Here is a 26289-nt window from a genome sequence, read left to right as displayed (position 1 = left end):
AATAGAATGGAAATCATATTATACATAGCAGCTTTAGTTGCAGCTATTGGTTTTCTTGTTTTATGTGTAGGTCTGGCAATGACGTTAAAGTCACTAAAGAATACTTTAAACGAAGTATCAAAAACAATGGCAGGCTTAGAAGGCCAATTGCAAGGTGTTACGAGGGAAACAACAGATTTGTTGCATAAAACAAATAGCTTAGCTGCAGATATACAAAATAAGTCTGAAAAGCTGAACAGTGTAGTAGATGCAGTGAAAAATGTTGGGGAATCAGTAAATGGTCTTAATACTTCAGTACGTCGTATCACTACTTCTATATCAACTGAAGTCGAGAAAAATGAAGAAAAAATCGCACAAGTAGTTCAATGGGGGAATGTTGCATTAGGCATTCGCGATAAATGGAGAGAACGAAAAGCGATTGAAGAAGCAAGATCAGGATACACGATTTATGAAAATGAACCTGTTGGATCATACACTGAAACTAAAAAATAAGGAGGAAATAAAATGACACAACAAAAACCAAACTATAATGACGAAAAGTATAATCAAGAATTCTATACGAATAATTCAACTCAAACGGAAGCGTATCTGCCACAGCCATACGAATATTTAAATGGTCATCCACGTGATCCGATTTATACGAATGATGAAGTAAATTCAAAAGATTTTCTAATTGGTGCTTTAGTTGGTGGCATCATTGGTGCTGCAGCCGCTTTATTCCTTGCGCCGAAATCTGGTGCAGAACTCCGTGGGGATGTATCAATTCAAGCCTTACAATTAAAAGACAAAACGGTGGATTTATCATCAACTGCTAGAGAAAAAACGGCTCAATTATCTACACAAATCAAAGAAAAGTCAGGTCCAATTGTCGATAAAGTAAAATCGATAAAATCCAAGACCCCATCATTAATGGATGATGGTACTGTATCCTCTGAAGGTGAAGAACCTATCGACTTTTTAGAGACAGTATCAAACACATTAGATGAAGTAACGAATGATGAAACGACATCAACAGCTGAAGCTTTAAAAGAAGCTGTAGCGGATATTAAAAATTAAGTAAGTCCGACACCTACATGTAAATGTGGGTGTTTTTCTCTGAAATTAGAGAAAAATGTCTCATTTTTACTTTCGTGCGTTGAAGCGTTAAAACTTTAACGTGACTTTCTGTATTTTTCGTACTATAATAATCAAATACCATAAAAAGTTACATACTTATTACGTTTACAGAAAGTAATTCGGTATGAATGAGAGAGGAGATCGAGGTATGAGCCATCAAGGATTAGAAAGCTTACGCACAAAAGTAGACGAATTGAATCTTGAGATTCTTCGTTTAGTCAATGAGCGAGCTGAAGTCGTCACTGAAATTGGGAAAGTAAAAGAAAAACAAGGTGTCAACCGATATGATCCTCTTCGTGAACGCCATATGTTGAACTTAATTAAAGAAAATAATTTAGGTCCACTTCCACAAGCGACCGTTGACCATATTTTCAAAGAAATCTTTAAGACAGCTTTAGAGTTACAAGAAGACGATCAACGTAAAGCACTTCTTGTTTCACGTAAAAAGAAAGCAGAAGATACAATCGTAGTAGTTAATGGAGAACGTATCGGAGAAGGCAAACCATCATTTGTGTTTGGCCCATGTGCAGTTGAATCGCTTGAACAGGTAGCTACAGTAGCAAATGCTATTAAAGCAAAAGGATTAAGAATGATTCGTGGGGGAGCTTATAAACCTCGTACGTCACCATATGATTTCCAAGGACTTGGACTTGAGGGATTGAAAATCCTTAAACAAGTTTCGCAACAATATAATTTAGCTGTTGTCTCTGAAATTGTTACACCTTCTCATCTTGAAGAAGCGTTAGATTATATCGATGTGGTTCAAATTGGTGCACGAAACATGCAAAACTTCGAATTATTAAAAGCTGCAGGTTCAATTAACAAACCAATCTTATTAAAACGTGGGATGGCTGCAACCATTGATGAATTTATCCATGCTGCAGAATATATCATATCTCAAGGGAATGACCAAATCATTTTATGTGAGCGTGGTATTCGAACGTATGAGAAAGCAACACGTAACACATTAGATATTTCAGCCGTACCAATCTTAAAACAAGAAACACATTTACCTGTATTTGTTGATGTAACACATTCTACAGGACGTCGTGATTTACTGTTGCCAGCGGCGAAAGCAGCCATCGCAATTGGAGCGGATGGAGTCATGGCAGAAGTTCACCCAGATCCAGCTGTTGCTTTGTCAGATGCGGCACAACAAATGAATTTACAACAATTTGATGAGTTTTATGATTCAATTCAAAAGTTCATGAAATCTTATGCAATTCACGAATAATAAACTTGCCGGTTCAGTTATTGAACCGGCATTTTTCCTTCTTTAGCTGTATTAATGGAAAATAACAGAAATGTGTTATATGATGATAGAAGATGAGGACCTGCAAGGAGTGTATACATATGACAATTACAATATATGACGTCGCGCGAGAAGCCAATGTATCTATGGCCACTGTATCTCGTGTAGTCAATGGGAACCCTAATGTAAAACCAGCAACACGGAAAAAAGTATTGGATGTAATTGATCGGTTGGAATATCGTCCAAACGCTGTTGCAAGGGGTCTTGCTAGTAAAAAAACAACCACTGTTGGTGTTATTATACCGGATATCTCAAATGTTTTTTACGCTGAGCTTGCTCGTGGAATAGAAGATATTGCAACAATGTACAGCTACAATATTCTTCTATCCAATTCGGATCAACGTGAGGATAAAGAACTGCAACTACTTGAAACGATGTTTGGAAAACAAGTTGATGGCATTGTGTTTATGAGTGAACATGTTTCAACTGAGCTACTTAACACGATGGAACGATCTCCTGTTCCTATTGTCTTGGCAGGAACAATTGATGCTTCAGGAAAAATGCCCTCCGTTAACATTGATTACCATCAAGCTGCTTATGAGGCGGTAAATCGACTTCTTCAAAATAACCATCAAAGAATCGCTTATGTTTCAGGATCACTGTCATCTACGATTAATCGTGCATTTAAATTCACTGGATATGAGAAAGCATTAGCTGTTGCAGATATTCAGCTAGATCAGGAATTAGTTGCGGAAAGTGAAGCGACATACGAAGAAGGTAAGGCTGCTTTTGTCAAAATGAATGGTATAAATGTTGCACCGACTGCCTATTTTGCAGGAAATGATGAGCTTGCTATAGGCTTAATTCATGGTGCACAGGATGCAGGTCTACATGTGCCAAATGACATTGAAGTCATTAGTTTTGAAAACTCAAAACTGGCAAGAATGGTACGACCTGAATTAACGAGTGTCGTGCTCCCACTTTATGATATCGGAGCAGTTTCGATGCGACTTTTGACCAAGTATATGAACAAAGAAAAGATTGATGAAAAAACGGTCATCTTACCTCATCGTATTGAAGAAAGAGACTCAGTGAAATGATAAAAAGGAGTGAACTACAATTTTGTGTAGTTCGCTCCTTTTTGAAATATTAGGAAGTTTAAAATTTGATACTGCCAGAACCCAGTGTTCAAAGCTCTTCCAACACTAAATAGTGTTCTGAAAAAGTTCATCATTATAGATTGGACTAAGTATTCCCTATAATTCCCGCTTCGGCGCTTTGTGGATACCTCCCGCGAGAAAGACGCCTACGCTGGTTCTGCCCAGGCATTATTTCTACCATCTAATTCATTGTAGTACTTTTATATTGTGTAATAGTTTTCATCTATAAGTGCGAGTGGATCATGGGATTTCCTTAAAGGTAGAACGATGAAGAAAATACTGAAGTGACATTTTAACAGAGGTTTGATGAAAATAAAGAAAGTAGTGGGAGGTTGAAATTTCATCTTAGACAGATTGTCCGTTAAAGGAAGGCATCTATTCTTTCGTTACCAAAATCAAAGTCACTGTTCACATTATGGAAACAAGGGAGCGACGGACGTACACCCGCTGTAGGATGGTCTGGAAGAAAAGAGGATGGGCGAAATGACGAAGTCATTCGCCCATCCTCTATTTTAATCATTAGACCATGGTGCAGCAGTAAGGCGTCCAAAGCTCCCTACAACCCATCATGATTCAGTGATGACCTCCATAATAAATTACTAAAAGACCGAACGCACTTTGACCGATTTTTCTTAATTATTTCGTATGCTATACAATGCTTTATCAAGTACTTGTTTGTTTTTCTCTGTTATCTCTGCTTTTCTGGGAATCGCTTCATAGAGATTATCTGGGTCCATCCAAGTAGGAATTAAGGGGACAGGTGATTCTTTTTCCCATTGTTCTAGCCATTCTGAAGGTAGCGAATCTTGTGGAAGTTCCATATCATTCATTTCCATCCATAGTAGTGACCATGCTCTAGGCACTACTCTCCAAATGTCATATCCACCGCCACCAACCGCGATCCATTTCCCATCACAAAATTCATGTGCAAGCTGATGTGCAAGTTTTGGAATCTCTTTATAGATTTTCATTGTTCCATACAAATGAGTAAGTGGATCAAAATAATGCGCATCTGCACCATTTTGGCTGATAATCACATCCGGCTTGAAAAAGGCAGCAATTTCTCGAAAGGCTGTTGTATATAGTTCTAAAAATGAGTCGTCTTCCGTAAATGCATCAATTGGCAAATTAAATGAAGTACCATATCCTTGGCCTGACCCTCGTTCCGACACATTTCCAGTCCCGGGAAATAAATAACGCCCGGTTTCATGAATCGAAATGGTACAGACATTGGGATCTTCATAAAAACTCCACTGAACACCATCGCCGTGGTGTGCATCCGTATCTATGTAGAGTACACGCGCATTATATTTATCCTGTATGTATTTTATGGCAACTGAACTATCATTGTAGACACAAAAACCGGAAGCACGCCCACGAAAGCCATGATGAAGACCTCCACCGAGATTAAGAGCATGTGATGCTTTGTTCTCCATCACATATTCGACAGCAGTCAACGTGCCGCCTACCAGGCGGGCGCTTGCTTCATGCATATTTGGAAAGATTGGAGTATCGTCAGTACCGATTCCAAAACTTTCGGTTTGTGATGCTGTGACTAAACCTTTGCTAGCTTTTTTTACCATATCAATATACCTTGCATCATGTGCAAGGTATAGTTCCTCATCAGTTGCAATACGTGGTGGAACAATGTCGCCATCTGAAAGCGCATTCATTTTACGTAATAAATCAGTCGTTAATGTGAGTCGTTTCTGGTTGAATGGATGAGTATCTGAAAATTTGTACCCAAGTTGATCTTCGGAGTACACATAAACTGCATGTTTTTTTATGTTGTCATTCCCGGCATGTTTGGCCATAGCACATCGAAACCTTCTTTACGGATATCTTCAATTATTTCGAGTGGATTCATCGTATGTACTCGAAACACTAAGATCTTGTTAGACTCATGCTGCAGGTCTGGATAAACAAGTACGCTCAAGACATTCGCATGGTGATCATGAAAAACTTTGGATACTTCGAATAATATTCCGGCTTTGTTAGGAACACGAACTTCAATTTGAGATCCAGGTTGGTGTGCTCCTGTTAATTCAATATATTTATATAATAAGTCAGTTTCTGTCACGATGCCAACTAGTTTACCACCACTAATAATTGGTAAACAACCAATTTGTTGATCATAAAAAATAGTGGCTACTTCTTCTACGAAGTCAAGTGGATGTCCAATAACTGGATTCTTAGTCATAATTTCTTCCAAAGGTGTTTCTAATAATTCATGATTTTGTCCATCAGTTAAATTGGATGGAGTTGCCTCTTTTATATCACGATCTGTAACAACACCGACTACTTTACCCTGTTCATTGACGATAGGTATATGCCTAATTTTATTCTCGCGTAATAATGTGATGGCTTCTTTAATCGTATTAGACGGAAGAAAGGTCAGAACATTTTTATTCATCATTTGTTCTACAATCATTTATCATATACTCCTTTCCTCGGTTAATACATAAAGCGATTCATAAAGCGTAATTGATCAAAACGTTGAATCGATTCATTATCTATCCGGTCACCAATCTTTGCCATTAAACAATTCGCAGGATGTGAACTAATTTCGGGATCATCGGTTGCAAAATATTCTAATCCACCAGCGTTCATCATTTTTTCCATGACTTTGCGGTATTCCCAAACATTTAGCCCAGTTCCTTTTAAATCCCAGTGCCAATAATATTCAGTCGTAATAGTGATATAGTCTTCCATCCCATCATCCATCATTGATACACGGAGAAGACTTTTTCCAACACCCGTCCCTCGATATTTTGGAATAACCTCGATTGCTCCAAGCTCGATTAGATTTTCCATTTTCCCTTTTGACCAGCGTTCAAGAGGATCCGGATATAAATAGGTGACGTATCCGACAATGGTCATATGGTCTCGCGCAATTAAGATTCGACCTTCTGGTAACTTTGCAATTTCAACAACTGCTTTATGTTGCTGAGCAGGGGGGCGAAATGCCACCAAGTCCTCATGAAAATCATACCTTGCAAGATCAACTGAAGAAATAGGTCCTTCGATAATTAAATTGCCATGTTTCGTTTTGATTTCCATAGCATTATAGATTTTCTTATGTTCCATGTGTACACCACCTGTAAATAATTACAATTAGTATTATTATACATTAGAAAAACACGGCATGCACCCACAATGGTGCGTGCTGATGTCTTTTCTTATACTGATATCCGAAAAACGTTTTATATCTTATCAGTGCTAGAAAAACACGGCATGCACCCACAATGGTGCGTGCCGATGTCTTTTCTTATACTGATATCAGAAATCTTTATTTTATCAATTCTGAGTGAATAAAACCGAAGAAAAACAAATTCACCAATTTCTAAAAAAAATGTATTCAAAAAAGTTATATTATTCGCCATTAACTTGCAATTTAATGTAAACTAGTACTTGTATCGTATTTTGAGAGGGTGGTAGACATGAAACTTGAAGCACTTCCTGTCGTTCAAGGAGATTATTTACTCCAAAGTTACGACGAAAAAGCAGCCAACTTTGATTGGTCTGAAGTAGAAAAAGAATTTAGTTGGTATGAAACGGGGCGAATGAATGCGGCACATGAAGCCATCGACCGTCATGCAAATTCAGATCGGAAAAACAAAGTAGCACTTTATTATAAAGATGCGAACCGTCAAGAATCCTATACGTTCCATGAAATGAAAAAATGGACGAATAAAGCTGCAAATGTATTGAAAACGCATACAAACCTAGAAAAAGGAGACCGTTTATTCATTTTTATGCCACGATCTCCAGAATTATATTTTGCACTCATTGGTGCATTAAAGATGGGTGTCATTGTTGGTCCACTATTTGAAGCGTTTATGGAAGGTGCAGTATACGATCGTTTAGATGATAGTGAAGCTAAAGTGATTGTGACGACACCAGAACTATTAAATCGTATTCCAGTAGATAAATTACCGCATTTAGAAACGGTTATTTTAGTCGGAGAAAATATCGTGGAAAATAACAACACAATAGATTTTATGAAACATGTTGAAAGTGCATCTCCTTATTTCCAAGTCGAATGGCTTGATAAAGAAGATGGATTAGTTCTTCATTATACATCGGGTTCAACGGGCAAACCTAAAGGGGTTCTGCACGTACAAGAAGCCATGCTACAACACTATCAAACAGCTAAATGGGTTCTTGATTTAAAAGAACAAGATATTTATTGGTGTACTGCTGACCCGGGTTGGGTAACTGGAACATCTTATGGGATCTTTGGGCCTTGGTTAACTGGAACAACAATGGTTGTATTAGGCGGTCGTTTTTCTCCCGATACTTGGTATAAAACAATAGAAGATTTTGGTGTAACTATTTGGTATAGTGCACCCACTGCTTTCCGTATGTTAATGGGGGCTGGAGATGCCTTAGTGAAAGACTATGACTTGTCTTCACTGAGACATATCCTATCTGTTGGAGAACCTTTAAATCCCGAAGTAATTCGGTGGGGAGCAGAAGTGTTCCATCATCGTATTCATGACACATGGTGGATGACAGAAACAGGGGCTCAGATGATTTGTAACTATGCGTGCCTCCCGATCCGTCCTGGTTCTATGGGTAAACCAATTCCCGGCGTAACGGCAGCAATCGTGGACGATCGTGGAGTCGAGCTTCCTCCATATTCGATGGGGAACTTGGCACTGAAAAAAGGATGGCCATCAATGATGCGTCAAATTTGGAACAACCCTGAAAAGTATCAATCTTATTTCCTTAACGATGAATGGTATGTCTCCGGTGATTCTGCTTACATGGATGAAGATGGTTATTTCTGGTTCCAAGGGCGAGTGGATGATGTCATCATGACATCAGGAGAACGTGTTGGTCCATTTGAAGTCGAAAGCAAGCTTCTCGAACATCCAGCTATCGTTGAAGCTGGCGTAATCGGAAAACCAGATCCAGTTCGTGGAGAAATTATTAAAGCTTTTGTTGCCTTACATGATGGTTACGAACCATCAGAGGAATTAATCCAAGATATCAAGCAATTTGTGAAAAAAGGGTTGGCTGCACATGCTGCTCCTCGTGAAATTGAATTTAAAGACAAACTTCCGAAAACACGTAGTGGAAAAATCATGCGACGCGTCTTAAAAGCGTGGGAGCTGGATTTACCAACGGGCGATTTATCAACAATGGAAGATTAATTTTAAAATAGCAATGTGAATCGAATTTTTTGATTTTCGTAAATTTACGTTAGCTGCACTTTGTATATGCATAAACAGCATTCTATAACATAGCAAAAAATAAAAGCTGTGGAACTTATCATTTGATAAGTTCCACAGCTTTTTTGTATATAAAATATTCAACATGTCCACTTTCAGGCATTGGAGTCTATTAGTCTTTTCCATTCCCAGGTGGTGGTGTTGGATCTGGTTTCGGGTCTGGTTTTGGATCTGGTTTTGGATCTGGTTTCGGGTCTGGTTTTGGGTCTGGTTTCGGATCTGGTTTTGGATCTGGTTTCGGATCCGGTTTCGGGTCTGGTTTTGGATCCGGTTTTGGGTCTGGTTTTGGATCTGGTTTCGGATCTGGTTTTGGCTCTGGCGTTGGGTCAGGCGTTGGTGTTTCGATTTTTGCCATATTAGAGACAGAAGATTGATTCCCTGTAATATCGACTGCTACTACGTAGTACTCACCAGGTCCATTGACTTGGTAAGAATTGTTACTTGCTTCTTTAATAGAAGCTAAAAGTGTATTGCCTCCGCTAGATCGACGGAATACACGGTATCCAACGACATCATTAGATGCAGAATCTGACCAAGTGAGTGTATTACCTGTTAATGTAGCGTTAACAGTGCTAGGTGCTGCACCGTCAGCTTCAAATGTATCTTCCGAGACAACACGGTTTGCAAAACTAGAATTCTGCGGGAAGAGCTTGCTGGCATCACCACCAAATGCTCCTAACATTCGATTGATAAATTCTTTATTTACTCCAACTCCACCTTGGACTAAAAATTCAGAAGGAGTCGTAGGGAGGGCACGGTAACGTTTTTCTTTAATCATTACATAGGAAGAAGAAACAAAGCTATCATCAGGTTTATTTGGAACAAAAACATTTTCATTAAATAAATCAGAAGTCACAAGCCCTGCATTTGAACATTCGTTAGAAGGTGATAAACCTGAAATAGCACAGAACGAACGTGTAACAACTCCTTTAGGAACCTTGAATTCAATATTGGGATCGATTAATTCTGGATTTACATCATACGAGCTATTCATTATTCTTGCCCATAACGTATTGACGCGTCCTGCTGGTAACCCATAGGTTCCATTCGATCTGTTTAAATTGGTTGGTGTATCATAGCCCAACCACACACCCAAGGTGATGGATGGATTATATCCCATAAACCAAACATCATGTGCATCATTTGTAGTTCCAGATTTTGCAGCGAAATCAGATCTGAACTTCAATTCACTATTCGCTTTAGTTCCAGTTCCCATGCTCATAACATCACGTAACATATCCGTCACAATATAGGATGTTTGTGGAGTATATACCGGAACAGCCTCTGACTGATGTTGGAAGAGAGTCTTACCTTCCGCATCTTCTATTTTTTCAATCATATAAGATTCAATATATTGGCCACCATTTGCTAATGTTGAGTAGGCATTCGTGTTTTCTAGAACCGAAACCTCAACTGTTCCAAGGACGGTTGAACGTTTTAAATGTGTGTTCTCTTCAACATGAGAAAAATTCATTTTCTCTAAGTATGATGTAGGTTTTCGGTCTTTAATTGTATCGTAAAGGCGTACAGCCGCTAAGTTTTGAGATGTTGCAAGAGCTTGTCGTGCAGGAATCACACCCAACTCTTGGTTACTGTTAAAGTTTCTTGGATCCCATAGTTTTCCGTTATCATGAAAATTATCCAATTTGATATCGACGACAGGACTTCCTGCACCAATTACACCGTATTCAATCGCCGGCCCATACCCGACAAGGGGTTTCATTGTGGATCCATTTTGACGATATCTTATCGTTGCATGGTTTGATGCTTCGATATGATAGTCACGACCACCAATAAAACTTAGTACCCGTCCCGTGCTATTTTCCATCATGACACTGCCGACTTGTACAGGTTCATCAACCCATTCATTTGCTTGAGTCTCAGCATTGTATTTTTCAACTTTGATAGTAGGACCAAAGTTTTTAAACTCATCTTTTACTTTCTGATGGGCATCATAAAGGTTTTTATCAATAGTTGAATGAATGCGGTATCCATTCGTTCGTAATGCACGATCTGCTAATATTTCATATTTCTCTTCTAATTTTTTTTCTTCTTTCAATCGATTTGGATCGATATTGTCTTTTTTGGCAAACATTTCGGCAATAATTTGTTTCGCTTGGCGTTCTAGCTCATAAGTTAAGAAAGGATATCTTTCTTGTGGCAGTTTTTCAGGTTTACGGAAATCTTTTTTAATATCATATGCAATCGCTGAATTGTATTCAGTTTCTGTGATGTAGCCAGTTTCTTTCATTCGATAAAGGACTGTTAACATACGATCAATACCAGGTTTCAATCCTGCTTTGTCTTTCATTTTGCCTTTATTAGTGAAAGGGGTGTGAGCAAAAGGTGCTTGAGGAATACCGGCAATAAATGCTGCCTGTGGTAAATTCAAATCTTTCGCCTTGACATTAAAAATTCCTTCTGCTGCTGTCTCGATACCGGCAATCGGATTACCTGAAGCATTTCGGCCGTAAGGAATAATATTTAAATAAGCCTCTAAAATTTCATCTTTGTCCATGAATTTTTCAATACGCATAGCTAAGAGAATCTCTTTTGCTTTACGTTCATATGAAACTTCGTTCGTTAAGATTTGATTTTTTATTATTTGTTGCGTAAGTGTGGATCCACCTGTTTGGTTATCAGAATTGGTCACATCTTGAAGTAATCCTCGAATAATAGCTTTTGGTACAATGCCGTCATGAACTGTGAAATATTCATCCTCAGTCGCATAAACGGCATCTAACACATAAGGAGAAACAGCATCAAGTTTCGTCTCTCGACGATCTAAATCTGTTCTCAACTTTCCTAAATAGACGTTGTCAGCAAAATAGACTTCCGATGTTTCTTCATAACTAAAGATGGATGCACGCATATCTTTTTCTTCCAATAATGGTTCTTGATCGACTAGAGAGGCAAAATAGCCAGCCCCAACTGATCCGACGAAAACTCCGCCAGTAATCAAAATAATAAATAAGATGATTCCCAGATTCCAAATTACACCTGAAGTGATGCGGACTCCTTTTGCCAATCCTGTGCTAGTCCATCTATTCCAAGTTTTATTTAATGGTTTTTTTCCTTTAAGCCAATAATCTTTTATTTGTTTGACCCACTTTTTTACTTGATCATTCAATAGAATCGACCTCCTAAAATCTTGTCCTATTATATCACAGAAAGGTTGAATTCAAATATATTTATTGACAACGAAAATTTAAGGCGTAAAATGAAAAAATATATAGTGATTTGAGTGATGAAGAGTCCGAAGTAATGAATGCAAGAGCTGTTTAGAGAGCCAACGGGTGGTGCAAGTTGGTCAGTGTGCATACATGAATTACAGGCTGGGAGCTCAAACGTCAACACAACGATACTGTGTCTGAAGAGCGGAAGGGATTTCCCTTCAAGCTGGGTGGTACCGCGCAAATGAAAGTTAGCGTCCCTGCATGATTTTAATTAATCGTGCAGGGACTTTTTTATTGTTCAACTGCACGATTGTATGACAGATGGAAGCATATAATTTTCAAGGAGGAACAGAAGATGACAAACGAACTGATTGAAGACTTGAAATGGAGAGGTCTAGCCTACCAATTGACAGATGAGAAAGGTATGGTGGATCTTTTAAATAATGAATCGATTTCATTATACTGCGGTGTTGATCCAACAGCAGATAGTATGCATATTGGACATATCGTTCCACTATTAACATTACGTCGTTTTCAATTACAAGGTCACCAACCAATCCTATTGATTGGTGGGGCAACAGGTATGATTGGCGATCCTTCTGGTCGAAGTGAAGAACGTCAACTTCAGACAACTGAGCAAATTGATCAAAATGTTAAGGGACTAAAAATTCAAATGGAGCGTATCTTTGATTTTAGTTCTGATAATGGTGCGGTTTTGGTTAACAATCGGGACTGGATTGGGTCTATGGACGTGATTGAATTTTTACGTGACTACGGGAAATATATCGGAGTTAACTACATGTTAGCGAAAGATACAGTAGCTTCTCGATTGGATGGAGGGATATCCTTTACTGAATTCTCCTACATGTTAATACAAGCGATAGATTACAATCACTTATACAATTCACATAATTGCCGTATTCAAGTGGGTGGATCAGATCAGTGGGGGAATATCACAACTGGACTGGAAATGATTCGTAAAACTCATACAGAAGAGTCAAAAGCTTTCGGTATGACAATTCCATTAGTGACTAAAGCTGATGGAACGAAATTTGGTAAATCTGCATCAGGTGCTGTGTGGTTGGATCCTGAAAAGACATCTCCATATGAGTTCTACCAATTTTGGGTAAACACAGCGGATGCGGATGTTGTGAAATACATGAAAATCTTTACATTCTTAACGCGTGAAGAAATCGAAGCATTTGAAGTGACCGTTGCAGAAGAGCCGCATTTACGAAAAGCACAAAAAGCTCTTGCTGAAGAAATGACACGAATGATTCACGGTCAAGATGCATTGGATAATGCTATCCGCATCACTCAAGCACTATTTAGTGGGGATATCAAAGCATTATCTGCTAGCGAAGTGAAAGAAGTGTTCAAAGACGTTCCAACTATTGAAGTGGCAAAAGAAGACAAAAATATCGTGGACCTATTAGTGGAAGCGGGTGTTTCTCCTTCTAAGCGTCAGGCACGTGAAGACGTAGCGAATGGAGCCATCACTATAAACGGTGAAAAATTAACTGCTGTGGATCACATTATGGGATCTGCCGACCGATTGGATGATTCATTTGCGATTGTACGTCGCGGGAAGAAAAAGTATCACATGGTGAAATTCGTATAATAAAAAGAAGCTGACTTGTTGACCTTTTTAGTGGTCAAGTCAGCTTTTTTCTATTTATCACTTATTTGTTTACCAAGATCCATTTCGGTAACTCTAAATCTCCATAAACATCTGGGTGTAAGATATTTGCCAACTTAAAAGCACCTTCTAGTAAGCGTGGGGAAGGTCGACAATACAATTCTTCCTCCATTATATAGAGTTGATTTTTCTGTAAATCCGTTAGCTCATCAAATCTAGGACGTTTTTCGACCACTTTCGTATTCACTTTGGCCCGCCTAACACCAACCCAAGCTAAAAAAATATAATCCGGGTTGCGACGCAATACATCTTCCCAATCCGTTTGAATACTCGCTAGTTCGACATCCCGAAAAACATTCCGTCCACCTGCAATTTCACTGACTTCTGTTAGCCAATTAATTTTACCTGGGGTAAAGATCGGTTTTGGCCACCATTCCCAGTAAAGTTCAGGAAGGGATAAAACACGGGAAGCACAATCTTTCATATCGTATACAAACTTTCTATATTCGGATACCACTAGCTCCGAGTGTTCAGAAATTCCACATGCATCACCAACAGACAATAAATCGGTAGCGATATCTTCTAAACTTTGAGGGTCCAATACTAGATGTGGAATTCCACGTGACACTAATTCGTTCACATTCTTCTCCATACCGGGAACACTAAGAGAAGCTAACACTAAATCTGGTTTTAACTCTTCAAGTGCATCGATATCGATTGATAAGTCCGGACCTAATCGAGGTAAATGTTGAACCGAAGCTGGCCAATCAGAAAAATCATCGAGTGCGACTAAGTATTTTGTCAAACTTAAGTAAGCCAGCAATTCAGTATTACTGGGACAAAGTGAGATTAAACGCATTTTAGACTCCTCCACTTTTTTAATAGTTTACCATATACCTGAAAATAATAACGAAAGTACTCAAGTAGTAAAACTCAAATAAAATTCATTCTGAAGTCACATCTTCAAGAAGTACTAGGTGGACGTTTTGGAGAAATGAGAACCATGATACAATATTCTTTTCAAAGTGCAAACTTTCGTGGAAAAGCAAAACCGTATCGCGATTTAATCCGGGGAATATTTCTCGAAGGTGCCTAGCTTACCTGAAGTGCCAAATGAACACAGTCCTGGACTATCAGATTTGAATGCGTAAAAGCAATAAAAAAAGCGGCTTTTCCACAAAGGAGAAGTCGCTTTTTCTTGTGAAAATAACTCAAATTCAGCCCCACTTGCGTCTATGTTTTGACTAAACATTGCAACTGATTCATTCTTCAATTCCTTCCCGATATGTCCTATATATCTCATAAATCATTATGGAGTTATACCTTAATCTTTCAGCAATAATTTTTAAGTTAGAGCCACCATATGAAAGAATATTGGTAGGGACTAGGACTAGGTAATAGGTTTAAGTATTAAAATTTTAAAAATATGGTTGACTATTTGAATTATTTTGATTATTCTAACGTAGAGTAAATTGTATACAGTCGACGAAAAATGAAAAGAGGCGAGAATCATAGAATCCGTAATAAAAAAAAGGGCAACTTTAAAAACTCAAGTGTATGACTACTTAAAGGAACAGATCCTTTTGGGGCGTTTGAAGCCTGGTGAGAGGTTGATAGAAGAAAAGATTGCCGAGGAGCTGCAGGTGAGCCGTAGCCCGATTCGTGAATCCATCCGTATGCTTGAAAAAGATGGTCTGCTCTTTGTGAATGGTTCAGCAGGGGTGACAGTTGTCGAACCATCAATCGAAGATTATCAGTATCTGTATGAGTGCCGGGTTGAAATGGAACCGCTAGCCGCTTTTTATTCTGCTGAACGCAGGACTAATGAACAGCTTGAGACAATTCGCACTTCTTTATTGCAGATGGGCAAAATTTCAGAAACGAATAGCCTGAAAAAAGCCCATGATGCGAATGTTAATTTCCATGAAGCCATTATTATGGCTACAGGAAACAAGTTTCTCGTTACCATGCTGACGGCTCTTCGCGGGGTCAATAGTTTCTACCGCAAATCGATTCTTGAAGAATATCCGCTCCATATGGAACATGCCATTATAGAGCACCAACGGATATTCCAAGCGATAGTGGACCAGGATGCTGAAGCAGCCAAACGTTTAATGAAAGCTCATATTGAAAGCGATTACATTCTGTTCATGGAATTTTGCTCGAAAGTCTAGGAGGGAAAGAAATGATGAAAAAGCTGCCTCTTGAAGGCATAAGAATTTTAGAATTAGGTAACTTGGTCGCAGCTCCATTTGCAGGGAAAATCTTATCGGAATTTGGCGCTGAAGTGATAAAAGTGGAGGAGCCGACAAAAGGGGACCCCCTAAGAAACTGGCGTGTGATGCACAATGACACTTCCGTTTGGTGGTATGTTCAATCCCGAAACAAAAAATCGATTACTGTCAATATGCGGGAACCGGAAGGGCAGGAAATCATTCGCCAGCTATCGGAGAAAGTGGATGTGGTGCTCGAGAACTTCAAACCAGGCACATTGGAGCGATGGGGACTTGGATTGGAGGATCTGAGGAAAGTAAATCCTTCAATCATCATGACAAGAGTTTCAGGCTACGGCCAAACTGGACCTTACCGGGAAAAGCCAGGGTTTGGAAGTGTTGCAGAGGCAATCGGAGGTCTAAGATATCTAACCGGATACCCTGACTTGCCACCTGTTAGGGTGGGTATTGCAATCGGAGATCTGGTTGCTGGCCTTTATGCCGTTATCGGAACTTTGATAGCCTTGCGTGCAAGGGAGGAAGACCCCAAGAAAAAAGGGCAGCTTGTCGATGTTGCACTCTATGAATCTGTTTTTAGTTTACTAGAAGGTATTTTGCCAGAATATGATTTGACAGGGCAAGTAAGGGAACGTACAGGAAGTACATTGCCTGGCATCGCACCTTCAAATACATATGAATGTGCTGATGGAAATCACTTAGTCATCGGAGGGAATGGGGATAAGATCTTCCAACGCCTCATGACTGCAATCGGTCGGGAGGACATAGCAAATGATGCAATCTATTCAACAAACCAAGGGCGTGCTGACAACGTAAAGTTCATTGATTCGACGATTGAAGCATGGACAAGGCAACATCCCCTGAAAGAAGCCCAGCGGATCTTGGACGAAGTTTCAGTACCGGTAGGACCTATTTACGGGATAAAGGAAATCGTGGAAGACGAGCAATACATTGCCCGGGAAATGCTTCAGGAAATCGAATTGCCTGACGGGAAGAAAGTTCTGGTGCCAGGAATCGTGCCGAAGCTCTCTGAAACACCGGGGGAAATCAAGTGGAGTGGGCCAAGTCTTGGCCAGCACAATGAAGAAATCTATACCGACTTTATGAATTTCTCTTTCGATGAGTTCAAAAAACTGAAGGAACAAGGAGTCATATAAATGGCGGATGTAAAAATTATCGATGTCAGTCCTCGCGATGGACTGCAAAATGATTCAAAGCTTATCTCCACAGAGGAAAAAGTAAATCTAGTAAAACACTTAATGGAAGCTGGATTGTCATCTGTGGAAGTAACGTCATTTGTCCATCCTGCAAAAGTGCCGCAAATGGCTGATGCCTCAGCTGTATTGGAAGCGGTCTCAGAATTCAATGATTTGAAAGCCATCGCACTTGTCCCGAATCTAATAGGTTACGAACGCGCAAAAGAGCATGTGCTATCGGAGGTCAACTGGGTAAGTTCAGCAACTGAAACGTTCAACCAGAAAAATATCGGCTTGACCATTGATGAGAATTTCAGTCAATTTGTAAGGCTTGTGGAACAAGCAAAACAAGATGGCATCAAAACTTGCTTTTCGATAGCGGTGAGCTTTGGGTGCCCATATGAAGGGGAAGTTTCAGAAGAGCAGGTGCTCAGTCTCGTCAAACGCGTAAAAGAAGCTGGCGCGGACCGGATCGGGATTGCGGATACAATTGGAATTGCTGTTCCACAGCAAGTAGAGAGCTTGATGAAGAAGGTTTTGGAAGTTGCAGGAGAAACGCCTGTCACCATCCATTTGCATGATACAAGGGGGTTGGGATCTGCAAATGCGTACGCTGCCTACCAAGCAGGAGTACGAATCTTTGAAACATCGGTATCGGGAATAGGGGGTTGTCCATTTGCACCTGGAGCAGCGGGCAACTTAGCAACGGAGGATTTGGTTTATTTATTTCACCGCATGAATATCGACACAGGGTTGGACTTTGGAAAATTGCTTGATGCGGCGGATTACGCAGCTAGCCTTTCTTCTAAAAATCCACTGGGTCGTATCAGACATGTAGAAAGATAAAAACAAAGGGGATATTAACATGAAAAAGTGGATGAAGGCAATCACGTTCTTAATGATATCAATGTTCTTATTGGCAGCATGCAACACCGAAGAACCTGAAACAAAAGCAGTGAATGCAAGTGGGGACGGGTACGAAGAAACGACTATCAGATTAGCATATAACTTGCCGGCAGATCACCACATTGCCAAAGGTCTTGAAAAATTCGTGAAAGATGTCACTGATAAATCCAATGGCGCAGTAAAAATGCAAGTATATCCAGCAGGTCAATTATTAAATGATAAGGACATGAACCAGTCCATTCTCACTGGCGGCGTTGAAATGGGCGTCAATTCTTCAACACTTTGGGCAAGCACTGTGCCTGCAATGGGAATATTTGATGTTCCCTATGTATTTTCGGACTATGAAAAAGCAGGAGAAGCGTTGAATGGAGAATTCGGAGATAAATTGCGTACAGCGATGGAAGATAAAGGCGCGAAGGTTTTGATGTTCGCTGACTATGGCTACGCACAATTTGCAAACAATAAGCGTCCTTTGGAATCACCTGAAGACTTTGAAGGATTGAAAATCCGCAGTATCGGTGACATTCCTTCTGAAATGATTAAAGCATATGGAGCTTCACCAGTATTCATGGGTGGTGGTGAAGTATACATGGCTCTTAAACTAAAAACAGTTGACGGTGCAACATCAGGAACTACGGCAATGGTCCAAAGAAAGTATGATGAGGTAGCAAAATATTTAACTATCAATAATTATGCGTATCTCGAGTTCTTACTATCAATTAATAAAGACTTCTGGGATAAACTTCCTGAAAAAACTCAGGCTTTATTGACTGAAACTGCCAAAGAAACAGAAGATTGGATTCGTGCACAAGCACAGTCTGAAGATGAAAAGACCGCGAAACAGTTGGAAGAAAAAGGCATGGAAGTTTATGTAGTCCCTGAAGAGGATTTACCGAAATGGAAAGAAGCTGCAAAACCGGCTTGGGATGCATTCACTAAAAACTCTGGAGATCTAGGGAAAGAACTGCTTGATATGGTAGATGAGCAGTAAGGAGGAATAAAATTATGAAATCGCTGTATAAATTTTCCGACCTGCTCATTAAACTCGGTGCTTATGCATCAGGATTTTTCATTATGGTGACAACCTTCATGATTTTTTTTGAAGTCGTTTCTAGATGGATTTTCAACAAACCGACGATTTGGGCAACGGAACTGTCTATTTATGCAATCATTGCAAGCTGTTATTTAGGAAGTGCATATGCGGTACGGACCTATGCTCATATAACAGTAGATTTACTGATAAACAATGTTAACGATCGTATAAAAACACTACTTGCGTATTTATCCAATGCAATGGGTTTAGTTTTCAGTATCATCTTCACCTACTATGGCTTTCATCATGTGATGAATACGATGGAACTGGACATTACTTCCGCATCATTGCTCCGTGTTCCGATGTATTTGCCGGAAATGGTCCTTCCGGTAGGGGGCGTACTATTATGCATGGCATTCATTATGCAAATCATCGACGGCGGGATCCATAAGGGAGGTGAGCACATATGAATATTTTCTTTGTAGGCGGTTTAGGAACTCTCTTATTGCTCGGACTGCCGGTAGCGTTTGCTCTCGCTATGCTTGCAGTAGCTGGTATGTTCTTCTTTAATGGCGGAAGCGATGCTTTTATGCAAGTGCCGATCATTGCCTATAAGGCTCTTGATGACTTTTCTTTAACAGCATTACCAATGTATGTTTTGATGAGCCAGGTTTTATTAGTCAGTGGTGTAGGCCGGGATCTTTACGAAATGGCTAGCCGGTGGTTCCGTCATTTCCCAGGGGGTCTGGCTATCGCCACACTTTTCTGCTGTGCCATATTTGCCGCGATATCCGGATCGAGTGTAGCTACTGCCATAACTATTGGTTCGGTTGCTTTGCCTGAGATGGTCAAACGTGGATATAATAAAAGACATGTATTAGGTCTGCTTGCAGCGGGTGGTACACTAGGGATCTTGATTCCGCCAAGCGTTCCAATGATTATTTATGGCTCAGTGACCGGAGAATCAATTGGAAAGCTGTTCATCGCCGGAATCGTACCAGGTATTATCATGACACTTTCATTCATGGTATTTGCTTCTTATCAAGCGCGCCACATTAAAGATGCACCTGCGACTTGGAAAGAGAGAATGGAAGCGACCAAAACTGCAATTTGGGGATTGATGTTGCCTGTAATCGTTATCGGAGGAATTTACACGGGCATCTTCACACCAACTGAAGCAGCTGCAGTAGGTGTAGTAGTGAGCTTTGCGATTGCTGCATTCTTCTACCGCAATTTGAACTTGGAAAACTTCAAGAAAATCATTATTGCTACCGTTAAAACTAACGCGATGATTTTGTTCATCATTATCGGAGCAATGCTGCTTGGCTATATCATGACAATCTTGCAGATTCCACAAACTATTACTAATTATGCAACTGAACTGGACGTCAACCCTTGGGTTATCTTTATCTTGATCAATATCGTACTGTTAATCTTGGGGATGTTCCTGGAAACAATTTCGATTTTGGTTATCACGTTACCGATTCTATACCCGATCATAATTGCATTAGGATTCGACCCAATCTGGTTCGCCATCATTATGGTAATCAATATGGAGCTGGCTTTGATTTCTCCTCCAGTAGGTCTGAACTTGTTCGTACTGAAAGGGATCGATCGGACAAATACCATCGACGAAATTGTAAAAGGTGTTATTCCATACGCCATCATCATGTTATTATTAATGGTCGTGCTCTCCATATTCCCTGAGATTGCTACATTCCTGATCAAGGACGTCCACTAACAAATAAAAAGTCGTCACTGTGGTGTAAACCAAGTGACGACTTTTTTAAATGGTATAGCTATTAATCAAACAAGAAAAGAAACGGAGCTCTTTACACTTATCGTTGGTTCGTCAAGAACAAGGACTCGAAGAATCATTTGAGTATTTTTATGAGGAACAAAGAAGAAGCCTTAGTATGGAGTTCTCCGATAAAGTCGCGGCCTTATCTTGTATTATCAAATAAAAAGAAAAAGCCCCGAAATCTTGTTTTAACAAGATTTCAGGGCTTTCAAAACTACAACTTACAGAGATCAAGATTAACGTGAGTAGTACTCAACGATTAATGCTTCATTGATTTCAGCAGATAATTCGCCACGCTCTGGAAGGCGTACAAATGTACCAACTTTTTTGTCTGCATCGAAAGATAAGTATTCAGGAACGAAGTTGTTTACTTCCATAGACTCATTTACGATATCAAGGTTTTGAGATTTTTCACGAAGAGAAATTTCTTGACCTGCTTTTAGACGGTAAGATGGAATGTCAACGCGTTTACCATCAACCATAACGTGGCCGTGGTTTACTAATTGACGAGCTCCACGACGAGTGCGAGCAAGACCTAAACGGTAAACGATGTTATCAAGGCGAGTATCAAGAAGGATCATGAAGTTCTCACCAGATTTACCAGGCATTTTAGCAGCTTTATCGAATAGAGTACGGAATTGGCGTTCATTTACACCATACATATGACGAAGCTTTTGCTTCTCTTGTAATTGTAAACCGTATTCAGAGATTTTTTTACGTTGGTTTGGACCGTGTTGTCCAGGAGCGTAAGGACGTTTTTCTAATTCTTTACCAGTGCCGCTTAGTGATAGACCAAGGCGACGAGACAGTTTCCATGCAGGACCTGTATAACGAGACATGTGAATGTCCTCCTTTTAGTGGTTTTATTTTGTTGTAAAATAAGACCAGATGTATCAATCAAACTGCCATTTTATTTTCATGTACCTTCGCCCTCGCAGCCAAGGGTTACACGATACCCCATCCATATACATGGAGGAATAAAATGAAACGAATAAGACCATACAACTGCTGCTTTTATTTTACACAACTTTCATAGTATCAATTATTAGCATGCTTGTCAATATGTTTCCAAAAGATTAATTTAAAAGACTTAGGCGTTTGACCTTTTCAATAATTAACGAATCTAGTAAGATGGAAGTGCATGGAATGAAAGCGTTTACATTGAAAAGGGGTGCTTAGCATGGGAAATAAATTCATTCAAAAAGAAACAGCCATTATACACACGGGGTATGACTCATTGCAACATCATGATAGCTTATCAATTCCCTTATATCAAACATCTACCTTCGTATTTCCTTCAGCTGAACAAGGGGAACGACGATTTGTTGGGGAAGAACAAGGGAATATTTATTCGAGACTTGGAAATCCGACGGTCCGTATTTTGGAAGAACGAATAGCGGAACTTGAAAATGGGAGTAGTGCTTTAGCATTTGGGTCGGGGATGGCCGCTGTAAGTGCAGCACTTATTCACGTAACGAAAACCGGTGATCACGTACTTTGTTCAAGGGGGATATACGGCTGCACATTTGGTTTACTAAACATGTTGCAGGAAAAATACAACATATCGCACAGTTTTAACGCAATGTCGACCGAACAAGAAATAGAAGAAAGCATTAAACCCGAGACAGTGTGTTTATATGTTGAAACACCAATAAATCCAACAATGGAAATCGTGGATCTGGAACTTGTTTGTAGGGTTGCCAGTAGACACGGTTTAAAAGTGATTGTAGATAACACATTTTCATCACCATACTTACAAAATCCATTGGACTTCGGTGCTGACTACGTGTTACACAGTGCCACAAAGTATATTAATGGCCACGGCGATGTCATTGCCGGATTACTAATAGGAAAAGATGCAGAGGATATGATGAATCTGCGGTTGACAGTTCAAAAAGACATTGGTGGCATCATCTCACCATTCGATGCTTGGTTAATTTTGAGAGGATTAAAAACATTGCATGTACGAATGGATCGCCATTCTGAAAATGCTCAAAATCTAGTAGCATTTTTACAATCATCACCACTCGTTGATCAAATTTATTACCCATTTGATCCAGCACATCCTCAATATGCAATTGCCAAGAAACAAATGAAATCTGGTGGAGGTTTAATCTCTTTTACCATTCATGGCGGGAAAGAAGTGGCACAATTTTTAATGAATTCGTTAGAAATGATTAAAATTGCCGTTAGCTTGGGAGATGCGGAGACGCTTATTCAACATCCCGCAACAATGACTCATTCTGTTATTCCAGAAACTGAACGGGAACAGATGGGGATTTCAAATTCCCTCTTACGCGTCTCGGTTGGGCTTGAGCATGTAGATGATATTAGAGCGGATTTGGAACAAGCTTTTACTAAAGTGGAAAATCATCTAGCGGAAACTGTACAAAATTAATAAATGACGAGGTGATCTATTATCACCTCGTCATTTTAAATATGTTTGATTAAGATCGAAACGAATAACTCAAGACCTTGTTGATCTTCTTCGTGGAAACGGTCTTTTTCGGGACTATCAATATCAAGAACACCGATTACTTCACCGTTTTTAATAAGAGGCACGACAATTTCGGATTGAGATGCGGCATCACACGCAATATGACCAGGGAATGCATGCACATCAGGTACAAGCATCGTTTCTTTTTTTGCTACAGTAGTTCCACAAACCCCACGACCTACAGGAATTCGTACACAAGCAGGTAAACCTTGGAAAGGTCCTAAAACAAGTTCTCCATCTTCCATCAAGTAAAAACCAACCCAGTTAATCCGATCGAAAAATTGATTCAATAACGCCGAAGCATTACTTAGATTAGCTATTGCATTTGATTCGCCCGTTAATAGAGCGTCTAGTTGTTTTGAAAGCATTGTATATTGTTCTTGAGTGTTTCCGGAATATGTTGATTTAGCAAACATGAACTTCACCTCTTTATTCTTCTATTCCACCCGAAAAAAATGAATGGAAACATTACTTTGATTGAGTATAAACTTTCTCATATTGCTGATGCAAGTCTTGTACATTATGAGCATCTGATCCAAAAACAAGAGGAACACCTTTTTCTCTTGCTGATGATATGTAACGTTGTGGGGGATAGGATTCTAAACAATATGGCTTAGCTAGACTAGCACTATTCACATCAAGTTCATAGTGGTAATCCCTCATCAATTCCACCGTGTTTTGAATCATCTCCTCCTCATGTATCAGTTCGCGATGAAAATGCTGAAACTTATCAATTAATGTAGGAAGCCCAATTCTTTTAGGATTGAATGACCCAAGTGGGGCTAATATTGAATCTTGCACGGTTTTATAGTAGAAGGAAGTAAACGTTTTCTACTGAACCAAGTTGCTCTTAGAAATTCATGAATGATTCAGGTGAATAATTGATAGTGGTGAATCCAAAAAACTATCACGATTAGGAACGGGATCAATAAAATCATTTGGAGAAGGGGCATGTTCCGTGAAAGAAATATCCGTAAATCCATTTCATAGGGGTTTTTCTATGTATGATTCAAATGCATCCTTCGTTCCATGGGGACAATCGGGACTGTGAATATGAGCATCTTGTTTCATAATCAATAGATACCTATAAAGACAATTAAGAAATTTTACATCAATTCAACAAAATTCTTCTAATTTCGTCAACATAATCGTTTGTTTCATGGTAAGATTACAAGTATGAAATGGCATAGACCGTGATTTGGGAACAGGGGGCTTACGATGAAGTTTATCATTATTGCAATCATCGTACTAATTGCACTACTCGTAGTAGGATTTACAATCCGCCGTAAACACAATATAGAGGTTGAAAGACTTGAGCATGCAAAACATCAAATTCAAAACAAACCTATATTAGAAGAGATGACGAAAGTCAAACAGCTTAATATGAATGGGCAAACAGAAGAAATGTTTGAGAATTGGCGTAATATATGGTCCGAAGTCATGGATAGTCAAATGCCGAAAATTGATTCATTACTATTTGATGCAGAAGAAAGCGTGGATAAATTTCGATTCAAACGTGCAACATTGATTGAAAAAGAAATCGACAAACGTATTCAGCAAAGTGATGAACAAATGACACTTATTTTAACGGAACTAGAACAATTGATTGGCAGCGATGAGAAAAATCGCGTCGAAATGAATCAAATAAGTGAACAATATCGTGCAGCTCGTAAGACATTGCTTGCACATCAACATTCTTTTGGTGCAGCAGCTGTTCCATTAGAGAAAAAGCTGGAACAATTCAAGCCTAAATTTGATGAGTATGACAATCTAACCGAAAACGGAAACTATCTACAAGCACGCGAAATCGTGATTGGTCTAGATGAGGAATCACGAAATATTTTTGCCCTACTACAAGATATTCCGACATTGTTGACTGAGATTCAAAATAAAATCCCTGCCAGCATTCACGAACTTCGTAATGGACAACGTGAAATGGAAGAGAAGTCGTATTATTTAGAGCATCTTGAAATGACCCAGCAATTAAATAAAATGGATGAAGAATTAATACAACTAAAAGAATCCATAGTTCAACTTGAAATTACAGACGTGAAAATACGTGTGGAACAGATAAAAGATGAAATTGAAGGATTTTACGATATGCTTGAAAAAGAAGTAATGGCTAAACTTTATGTAGATCAACATCGACAACCTACGGAACTTCGATTGGCAGAGGTAACTTCCATTACTCGCCAAACAAGTAATGAAGCGGCTTATGTACAACAAAGCTACCGAATATCTGAAAAAGATGCTGAAATTCCACTTGTTTGCTTGAAACAAATTGAAGCATTACAAAAACGCTACGATTTAGTGGCGCAACGTGCCAATGAAGACCAATTAGCCTATTCAAGCTTGCAAGATGAGCTAACGTACATTTCAGCTGATTTAGAAAGTCTATATGAAGAACAAGATCGATTCTCAAATAGTTTGAAGAATTTACGCATAGATGAAAATCGTGCTCGAACTAATTTAAATGAACTGAAAAGATTGTTGCACGAAACTGATCGGTTGGTACATAAAGCGAATATGCCAGGAATTCCCGAAGAAATGGATGTTCGCTTAGAAGAAGCAGAAGAGCATATTTACTTAGTTATGCAGAGCTTACAAGAAGTGCCGCTAAACATGAAGCTCGTTGATAGTTATCTGGCACAGGCTGATAAATGTATTAATGAAGTACATGCCAAAGCGAAAGAAATGCTTGAAAATGTCTTGCTGATTGAACGAATTATTCAATACGGAAATCGCTACCGTGCGAGTCATCCGATTATGAACCAACGTTTATTAGAAGCTGAGGCAGCATTCCGACAACTTCGTTATACAAAAGCACTTGAAGAAGCCGCTACAGCTGTTGAAGAGGTAGAACCAGGTGCAATGAAACGAATCGAAGTGCTTGTCAAAGAAGACGCTTGGCGTTCATAATTAGAGAAAAGCGTAAGCGCCACACTAGCTCGACACCAGCACTGGAAAAAAGAAAGGCGAATACTTCGCCATTCTGATCTCATGAAGTGACCCGCGAGCTGGCGCTTGAAGCTAGACATAGGCAAT

General features: G+C 39.4%; 22 protein-coding genes, 1 pseudogene and 1 other annotated feature. Of the genes and pseudogenes, 15 read left to right on the top strand and 8 right to left on the bottom strand.

The window, feature by feature from the left end:
* Positions 1-6: 6 nt before the first annotated feature.
* From GY23_RS15400 to ccpA, 4 genes are all read left to right on the top strand, one after another.
* Positions 7-492, top strand: a complete 486-nt coding sequence (locus tag GY23_RS15400) for a DUF948 domain-containing protein (RefSeq protein WP_075620093.1) — start codon at positions 7-9, stop codon at positions 490-492.
* Between the two features lie 12 nt (positions 493-504).
* Positions 505-1056 (top strand): YtxH domain-containing protein, encoded by a 552-nt coding sequence (locus tag GY23_RS15395; protein WP_075620092.1) that lies wholly within the window; start codon positions 505-507, stop codon positions 1054-1056.
* Positions 1057-1264: 208 nt separating this feature from the next.
* Positions 1265-2350, top strand: coding sequence for a bifunctional 3-deoxy-7-phosphoheptulonate synthase/chorismate mutase (locus GY23_RS15390; protein ID WP_075620091.1), 1086 nt, complete (start codon positions 1265-1267; stop codon positions 2348-2350).
* Between the two features lie 119 nt (positions 2351-2469).
* On the top strand, positions 2470-3468 hold the full coding sequence (gene ccpA / locus GY23_RS15385) for a catabolite control protein A (protein ID WP_075620090.1): 999 nt from the start codon (positions 2470-2472) through the stop codon (positions 3466-3468).
* 692 nt (positions 3469-4160) lie between these two features.
* Here ccpA and GY23_RS15380 read toward each other — a convergent pair.
* From GY23_RS15380 to GY23_RS15370, 3 genes are read right to left on the bottom strand one after another with little or no spacing between them, the layout of a single operon-like run.
* On the bottom strand, positions 4161-5342 hold the full coding sequence (locus GY23_RS15380) for an acetoin utilization protein AcuC (protein ID WP_075620089.1): 1182 nt from the start codon (positions 5340-5342) through the stop codon (positions 4161-4163).
* The gene (locus GY23_RS15375; RefSeq protein ID WP_075620088.1) at positions 5312-5959 is read right to left on the bottom strand and encodes an acetoin utilization AcuB family protein; all 648 of its coding nucleotides are present in this window, start codon (positions 5957-5959) and stop codon (positions 5312-5314) included. The genes GY23_RS15380 and GY23_RS15375 overlap by 31 nt, the downstream gene beginning before the upstream one ends.
* Before the next feature lie 23 nt (positions 5960-5982).
* A complete protein-coding gene (locus tag GY23_RS15370; protein WP_075620087.1) occupies positions 5983-6615 on the bottom strand; it encodes a GNAT family N-acetyltransferase in 633 nt (210 codons plus the stop codon).
* Positions 6616-6968: 353 nt separating this feature from the next.
* Between GY23_RS15370 and acsA the strand changes: the two genes are divergently transcribed.
* On the top strand, positions 6969-8687 hold the full coding sequence (gene acsA, locus GY23_RS15365; protein ID WP_075620086.1) for an acetate--CoA ligase: 1719 nt from the start codon (positions 6969-6971) through the stop codon (positions 8685-8687).
* 190 nt (positions 8688-8877) lie between these two features.
* Here the strand turns inward: acsA and GY23_RS15360 are convergent, their stop codons facing one another.
* Positions 8878-11895 (bottom strand): transglycosylase domain-containing protein, encoded by a 3018-nt coding sequence (locus GY23_RS15360; RefSeq protein WP_084544158.1) that lies wholly within the window; start codon positions 11893-11895, stop codon positions 8878-8880.
* A gap of 108 nt (positions 11896-12003) precedes the next feature.
* Positions 12004-12203 (top strand) — a binding site (T-box leader).
* A gap of 93 nt (positions 12204-12296) precedes the next feature.
* On the opposite strand from GY23_RS15360, the gene tyrS reads away from it, so the two are divergent.
* Positions 12297-13562 carry a tyrosine--tRNA ligase gene (gene tyrS / locus GY23_RS15355; protein WP_075620085.1) on the top strand — a complete coding sequence of 422 codons (1266 nt, stop codon included), beginning with the start codon at positions 12297-12299 and terminating at the stop codon, positions 13560-13562.
* Between the two features lie 61 nt (positions 13563-13623).
* On the opposite strand, the gene GY23_RS15350 is transcribed toward tyrS, so the two are convergent.
* Positions 13624-14439 carry a cobalamin-binding protein gene (locus GY23_RS15350; protein ID WP_075620084.1) on the bottom strand — a complete coding sequence of 272 codons (816 nt, stop codon included), beginning with the start codon at positions 14437-14439 and terminating at the stop codon, positions 13624-13626.
* Between the two features lie 102 nt (positions 14440-14541).
* Between GY23_RS15350 and GY23_RS18845 the strand changes: the two are divergent.
* The 7 genes and pseudogenes from GY23_RS18845 to GY23_RS15315 form a co-directional block, all read left to right on the top strand.
* Positions 14542-14667: pseudogene (locus GY23_RS18845) on the top strand (manganese catalase family protein); the annotation flags it as partial.
* Between the two features lie 496 nt (positions 14668-15163).
* A complete protein-coding gene (locus GY23_RS15340; RefSeq protein WP_245827679.1) occupies positions 15164-15754 on the top strand; it encodes a GntR family transcriptional regulator in 591 nt (196 codons plus the stop codon).
* An 11-nt stretch (positions 15755-15765) separates the two neighbouring features.
* Positions 15766-16968, top strand: a complete 1203-nt coding sequence (locus GY23_RS15335) for a CaiB/BaiF CoA transferase family protein (protein WP_075620082.1) — start codon at positions 15766-15768, stop codon at positions 16966-16968.
* A complete protein-coding gene (locus GY23_RS15330; RefSeq protein ID WP_075620081.1) occupies positions 16969-17853 on the top strand; it encodes a hydroxymethylglutaryl-CoA lyase in 885 nt (294 codons plus the stop codon).
* A gap of 19 nt (positions 17854-17872) precedes the next feature.
* Positions 17873-18904, top strand: a complete 1032-nt coding sequence (locus GY23_RS15325; protein WP_075620080.1) for a TRAP transporter substrate-binding protein — start codon at positions 17873-17875, stop codon at positions 18902-18904.
* A gap of 14 nt (positions 18905-18918) precedes the next feature.
* Positions 18919-19416 (top strand): TRAP transporter small permease, encoded by a 498-nt coding sequence (locus GY23_RS15320; RefSeq protein WP_075620079.1) that lies wholly within the window; start codon positions 18919-18921, stop codon positions 19414-19416.
* The gene (locus tag GY23_RS15315) at positions 19413-20687 is read left to right on the top strand and encodes a TRAP transporter large permease (RefSeq protein WP_075620078.1); all 1275 of its coding nucleotides are present in this window, start codon (positions 19413-19415) and stop codon (positions 20685-20687) included. Before GY23_RS15320 ends, GY23_RS15315 begins: the two co-directional genes overlap by 4 nt.
* A 296-nt stretch (positions 20688-20983) precedes the next feature.
* Here GY23_RS15315 and rpsD read toward each other — a convergent pair whose 3' ends face one another.
* Positions 20984-21586, bottom strand: a complete 603-nt coding sequence (rpsD, locus tag GY23_RS15310) for a 30S ribosomal protein S4 (RefSeq protein ID WP_075620077.1) — start codon at positions 21584-21586, stop codon at positions 20984-20986.
* A gap of 341 nt (positions 21587-21927) precedes the next feature.
* Here rpsD and megL point away from each other — a divergent pair, with 341 nt between their 5' ends.
* Positions 21928-23145 (top strand): methionine gamma-lyase, encoded by a 1218-nt coding sequence (gene megL, locus GY23_RS15305; protein ID WP_075620076.1) that lies wholly within the window; start codon positions 21928-21930, stop codon positions 23143-23145.
* Between the two features lie 35 nt (positions 23146-23180).
* Here the strand turns inward: megL and GY23_RS15300 are convergent, their stop codons facing one another.
* Positions 23181-23660, bottom strand: coding sequence for a GAF domain-containing protein (locus GY23_RS15300; protein ID WP_075620075.1), 480 nt, complete (start codon positions 23658-23660; stop codon positions 23181-23183).
* A 52-nt stretch (positions 23661-23712) separates the two neighbouring features.
* Positions 23713-24045 (bottom strand): PHP domain-containing protein, encoded by a 333-nt coding sequence (locus tag GY23_RS18840; RefSeq protein WP_245827678.1) that lies wholly within the window; start codon positions 24043-24045, stop codon positions 23713-23715.
* 417 nt (positions 24046-24462) lie between these two features.
* Between GY23_RS18840 and ezrA the strand changes: the two genes are divergently transcribed.
* On the top strand, positions 24463-26163 hold the full coding sequence (ezrA, locus tag GY23_RS15290; RefSeq protein ID WP_075620074.1) for a septation ring formation regulator EzrA: 1701 nt from the start codon (positions 24463-24465) through the stop codon (positions 26161-26163).
* The last annotated feature ends 126 nt before the right edge of the window (positions 26164-26289 follow it).

This window comes from Paenisporosarcina indica, from assembly GCF_001939075.1.
GTDB classification, from domain to species: domain Bacteria; phylum Bacillota; class Bacilli; order Bacillales_A; family Planococcaceae; genus Paenisporosarcina; species Paenisporosarcina indica.
The sequence above is the reverse complement of the archived record's forward strand: the minus strand, read 5'-3'. Positions and strand labels throughout refer to the sequence as shown.